Origin of the sequence: Halorubrum sp. SD690R (assembly GCF_005435035.1) — an archaeon.
Lineage (GTDB): Archaea > Halobacteriota > Halobacteria > Halobacteriales > Haloferacaceae > Halorubrum > Halorubrum ezzemoulense.
Map to the genome: position 1 here is coordinate 1 of NZ_SGTV01000066.1, position 4,998 is coordinate 4,998.

The 4,998-nt window shown below is 55.1% G+C and carries 3 protein-coding genes and 1 CRISPR repeat array; of the genes, 2 read left to right on the forward strand and 1 reads right to left on the reverse strand.

Going from position 1 to position 4,998, the window contains the following annotated elements:
• The first annotated feature begins 127 nt into the window (after window positions 1-127).
• Window positions 128-400: a CRISPR-associated endonuclease Cas2 gene (gene cas2 / locus EXE41_RS18220; RefSeq protein WP_137691746.1), complete on the forward strand. Its 273-nt coding sequence runs from the start codon at window positions 128-130 to the stop codon at window positions 398-400.
• A gap of 114 nt (window positions 401-514) precedes the next feature.
• A CRISPR array of direct repeats spans window positions 515-2,428; the repeat unit is 37 nt; unit sequence GTCGCAGCGAGGAGAAAACCCAGCACGGGATTGAAAC.
• Between the two features lie 381 nt (window positions 2,429-2,809).
• Here the strand turns inward: cas2 and EXE41_RS19790 are convergent.
• Window positions 2,810-3,190: a type IV pilin gene (locus tag EXE41_RS19790; protein ID WP_137691744.1), complete on the reverse strand. Its 381-nt coding sequence runs from the start codon at window positions 3,188-3,190 to the stop codon at window positions 2,810-2,812.
• 251 nt (window positions 3,191-3,441) lie between these two features.
• Between EXE41_RS19790 and EXE41_RS18230 the strand changes: the two genes are divergently transcribed.
• Window positions 3,442-4,209, forward strand: coding sequence for a hypothetical protein (locus tag EXE41_RS18230; RefSeq protein WP_137691745.1), 768 nt, complete (start codon window positions 3,442-3,444; stop codon window positions 4,207-4,209).
• The last annotated feature ends 789 nt before the right edge of the window (window positions 4,210-4,998 follow it).

Genomic DNA, 4,998 nt, shown 5'->3' on the forward strand with positions numbered 1-4,998 from the left:
AACCGTCTCGGTAGCCGCTGCATTCAAGAACTCGTCGACCGAAGCTTCGTTTTGCAGGGCTTTGGAGCTTGTAGACACCGTCTCCAAACCCTGCTGCTTCGCACGTGAGGCTTTCTATGACAGGCTCATGCGCCTAGCAATCGCCTACGACGTGAGCGACGACAGGAACCGCCGGCAGGTGTATCGCACGCTCCAGCGGTACGGAGCCTGGCGGCAGTACAGTGTGTTCGAGGTCGATGTAACCAAGGCCGAGCGCGTCGAACTTGAAGACGAGCTTGAAGCCAAAATCGACCCGGACGACGGTGATCGCATCCGGATCTACCGGCTGTGTGAGTCCTGCCAGGACAAGACGACCGATATCGGTTCAGAGCCACCGGACGAACAGTCGAACGTGCTCTGAAATGGCTACGTCGACCCTTATTATAGGACTGTACAGCCCCGGTTGACGTAATCGGGGCATGATTTCGGCCACTGAGAAAGCTTTTTTACACCTATAGCTGTATTTTCACCCCCTGTCGCAGCGAGGAGAAAACCCAGCACGGGATTGAAACAGATGTGTTCTGACCTAGTGACACAGCCGGAAGCGCGTCGCAGCGAGGAGAAAACCCAGCACGGGATTGAAACGTCTTGGCGGTTGGTGTGTGGCTTACCTACGATATTGTCGCAGCGAGGAGAAAACCCAGCACGGGATTGAAACACGAAGATAACCGTGAGTAAGACGAGGAGCATCAGCGGTCGCAGCGAGGAGAAAACCCAGCACGGGATTGAAACGGGACCGAATCCGAGCCCATGGACGTGTACGGGGGTCGCAGCGAGGAGAAAACCCAGCACGGGATTGAAACGAGGACGGCCGGCTGGTCGTCGAATTGGAGGGGGTCGCAGCGAGGAGAAAACCCAGCACGGGATTGAAACGGCAGCGCGCGAGCTCCAACACGGCGTCCCGCTCTTGGTCGCAGCGAGGAGAAAACCCAGCACGGGATTGAAACCGCGGCTCGCGGGCGGCGTCCCAGCGGCGCGGCAGGTCGCAGCGAGGAGAAAACCCAGCACGGGATTGAAACGAGATACTCATCTTCGAATTCGCCACCCGACTGTCGCAGCGAGGAGAAAACCCAGCACGGGATTGAAACTCTTTCAGCCGGTCGATGGCGTTCGACGCGGTCGGTCGCAGCGAGGAGAAAACCCAGCACGGGATTGAAACAGTTCACTTTCGGGGACGGCTCGGCACCCGCGACGTCGCAGCGAGGAGAAAACCCAGCACGGGATTGAAACGGTTCTGCTGAGAGCCACTATCGTCTCCACCAGTTGTCGCAGCGAGGAGAAAACCCAGCACGGGATTGAAACCAATCAGTCGCGATGGTAAGTGAGCAGATGGGTGAGTCGCAGCGAGGAGAAAACCCAGCACGGGATTGAAACAACCGCTGCTCTCCTCCGCGAGCTTGCGCTTCCCGTCGCAGCGAGGAGAAAACCCAGCACGGGATTGAAACCTGGCGTCGGTAAAGGAGAGCCAAGCGTCCGGGTCGTCGCAGCGAGGAGAAAACCCAGCACGGGATTGAAACTTGTCGATCGTCGGCAGGGACTGCTGAACCTGCGGTCGCAGCGAGGAGAAAACCCAGCACGGGATTGAAACATGATGGATACGAGTGTGTCTACTGTGGCTCAGCTTGGGTCGCAGCGAGGAGAAAACCCAGCACGGGATTGAAACTGTTCGAGATCGTTTTTGTGGAGACGCTACTTCACTGTCGCAGCGAGGAGAAAACCCAGCACGGGATTGAAACGATGGGAGAAGGTAGACGAGGAGTGGGACGATATGTCGTCGCAGCGAGGAGAAAACCCAGCACGGGATTGAAACGGTTGTGATGGTCGTTCGACGGGTCTTCCATGCCGTCGCAGCGAGGAGAAAACCCAGCACGGGATTGAAACGCGACGCCGGCGTATGCGACCGACCTCACCGTTAGTCGCAGCGAGGAGAAAACCCAGCACGGGATTGAAACTCCCGGCCCACTCACGTCGTGTATGAGGTTCAGTCCGTCGCAGCGAGGAGAAAACCCAGCACGGGATTGAAACGGTCAGTCACGCCGCCGCCGAGCTGCGCGCCGAGAGTCGCAGCGAGGAGAAAACCCAGCACGGGATTGAAACGCCTTGGTGCGAAGGCGGGCGTGCTTGCGGGCGCGGTCGCAGCGAGGAGAAAACCCAGCACGGGATTGAAACGGACGTACTCGACTATGACCGACGACACCAACGTCAGTCGCAGCGAGGAGAAAACCCAGCACGGGATTGAAACTGTTGCGCGTCGCTCATAGGGCATCGATCATCGGTAGGTCGCGGCGAGGAGAAAACCCAGCACGGGATTGAAACGCAAGCATGAACACGACACTCAACACAGCCGCGCCGGTCGCGGCGAGGAGAAAACCCAGCACGGGATTTCAGTATTTATCTTATGATGATACAGTTTCTATTAACTAAATCCTCTGTATCTTACACCTACCGACCTACTAGATCCTGAGTATGTTGCCGGCTTGGTATCGTTAGTCCGAGATATCTGATCTCGACTATGTCGAGAAGGAAGTGCTTCTAACTACTTCATCTCATACCTGATTTGGGCAGATACCAATTTTGAACATCTACAATCGTAGATTACGTTGACGACAATATTACATGGGCCTTCGCGTCTTAGCATGCTGCGTATCCACGCAAAGCAGCCTCTATAGTGGTATTGCCACTGCCATTAGCATACAGCACTGCGAATTGAGAGTAGAGAGAGGCAGTATGTTTCAAAAAAGCGTGTGTGCTTGTTACTGTTGTTTGGTGTTTATGGCTCGTACGTCCGAAGGACTGTCTTTTCGCCGCCTATGTCCCCAATTATTTGGACATTGGAATCACTGTGTTCCACGGTTACAGTGTCGCCTACCTCTTCTAGAGTTCCAGAGGGTGGCGTCCCGGTATCATCAGTCGCGTTGACAGTAACGAGATCCACATTTCCTTGACTAACTAGTGTTACCGTAACATGGGAACTATTAGGTTCATCAATTGAAACTCCAGCATTTGCGTTCTGGCCGAGGCTATCACCGAGTCCAAGCACGAACGTCCCGATCACAGCCGCTAAAATTACGGTTATGGCGACCATGAGTATAACCCCTATAACGGGGCTGACGGCCCGTTCACTGTCTTGGAATGCTTTTTTGATGTTCATGATTTCGTTGTATCGCCAACGGAACAGATACGAAGGTTAACGACACTCGGGTACAGAATACTAGGTGCCTTGTGAGGCCCTACATCGTGTAGACCCGAGGTGGTAGGATGACCTTCCATCCTGCCGTTACCTTCAGTTCGCCCGCTGGTATGCTCTAATATACGCGAAGTACAGGTATAAGTACTCTGATCAAGATATCAAATATAAAAACGACTCACAAGATGTATCGCTCAGGGTGTTAATATATAAGTATGGAACCGACGGCACGCTCAGTAGCGCGAACCTACTCCGACCGGGAGTATGCCGATCCGTGGGAGAAGGTCGAAGACTACCAGCGTGTCCAGGCATATGCTGCTGAGCACCCGAAGGCTGGCCGGACCGCGGTCGGGACCGCGCTTGAACTCCCGGCTGGGCGAGTTCGGCCATGGCTCAATGGAGGAAAACCTGACTCAGTCCACGGAATTGACGCGGCAAGCGCCAACGGCTGGCTTGATCCTAGCTCCAAAATGGCGGGCGCACTCGTCGAGGTGCTCGCTCACATCCTTGCGGGTGGAAGTATCAACGAAACGTTCGTCCCTGCAATCACGATCGGACGCCGGGTTGATCGCGAGGCGATCGAGGCAGCATTCGCGGCGGTCGGCGTCGACGCACACTGTCGCCATGTGAACAGCGACGGACGCGCGACCGAACTGTACCCAGCAACGGACGCCTCGGTACTCGGGCGGTGTCTCGTCGCCATGGGCGCCCCACAGGGCGCAAAGACGGCTCTTGATGCCGTCCCGGCGGTCGTCTGGGAGAGTCCCGAGTCGATCCAGCGCCGGTTTGTCGAGGTGTACGTCGCGCACCGTGGCCTACACTTTGAGACGAAGGCGACGACACGCATCCAAGAGGAGCGCCCGAAGTCATATATCGTCGATCTTCACAAACTCATCAGCGAATCCGTCTCCAGTCATGTCTCATACGGGGAGCGAGGGATCACTATTTCGGCGAACGCCGCTCGTGAACTCGGGTTCGCTTGACCAGTGGGTGTTCAACGGCGATATAGTGGTTGACACCCTTCGGGACCGTGTACCCGTCCCCGGTGGTCGTGTGTCACCCACGTGAGTCTTGATGCCGTATCCAGCACACCGAATGAACTGGGCCGGTCGCACAGCAGAAAAGCCCCTTCGGTACCGTCGGAGTTATGCGAACTGAGGGTGTCATAGAACAGTTCAGATACCTGTTGTATAGCGATCTCTATCAAGAGTAGTTCTCGCTCTCGACAGTATTGTTCGAACTCAACCAGGCAAGCGTTCTCTCACGGTGCCTGTAACAACCATTCTATGGTACATCCTAACGTACAGGAAACAGGGGTTTCTGAACACTCATCTTTGAACGTTGTCATGTTGACACTATTAATCCCGAAATCGGTGGAAGAAGCGTTCTACGAGGGGTTTACGGTATCAATCGAACAGGGGAGTGATTCACAGAGGATAATGAAGGCAGCGTTCACACCGTTTGAACCTCCAGCGGAGAGCGTAGCGTCTGCGACTAAAACTCTCCTTTCCGTTTACACACCGTCTCAGCCGCCATTCTCGGTCGATAAAGTGTTAGACACTCAACGTTCAAAGCCGAGTGAACCGTAAAATCAAATCTATAAGCTTCTTCCCGAACTCAGTGAAGCACTACTATCCGCAAATTGGGCTCTGTTGACTCGATGGAAACGCTGCTACCCTAGCAGAGCGTGAAACAAGATATGGGGCGCAAGAGACCGACCTGGATTTCGTGCCACAGAGCACGTTCTGTTGACTGGTCCGTGTGCGAAAGAA

What these genes read in the sequence shown, in the direction of transcription:
- cas2 (WP_137691746.1), top strand. Translation starts at nt 128, where the DNA reads ATGCGCCTAGCAATCGCCTACGACGTGAGCGACGACAGGAACCGCCGG.
- EXE41_RS19790 (WP_137691744.1), bottom strand. Translation starts at nt 3,190, where the DNA reads ATGAACATCAAAAAAGCATTCCAAGACAGTGAACGGGCCGTCAGCCCC.
- EXE41_RS18230 (WP_137691745.1), top strand. Translation starts at nt 3,442, where the DNA reads ATGGAACCGACGGCACGCTCAGTAGCGCGAACCTACTCCGACCGGGAG.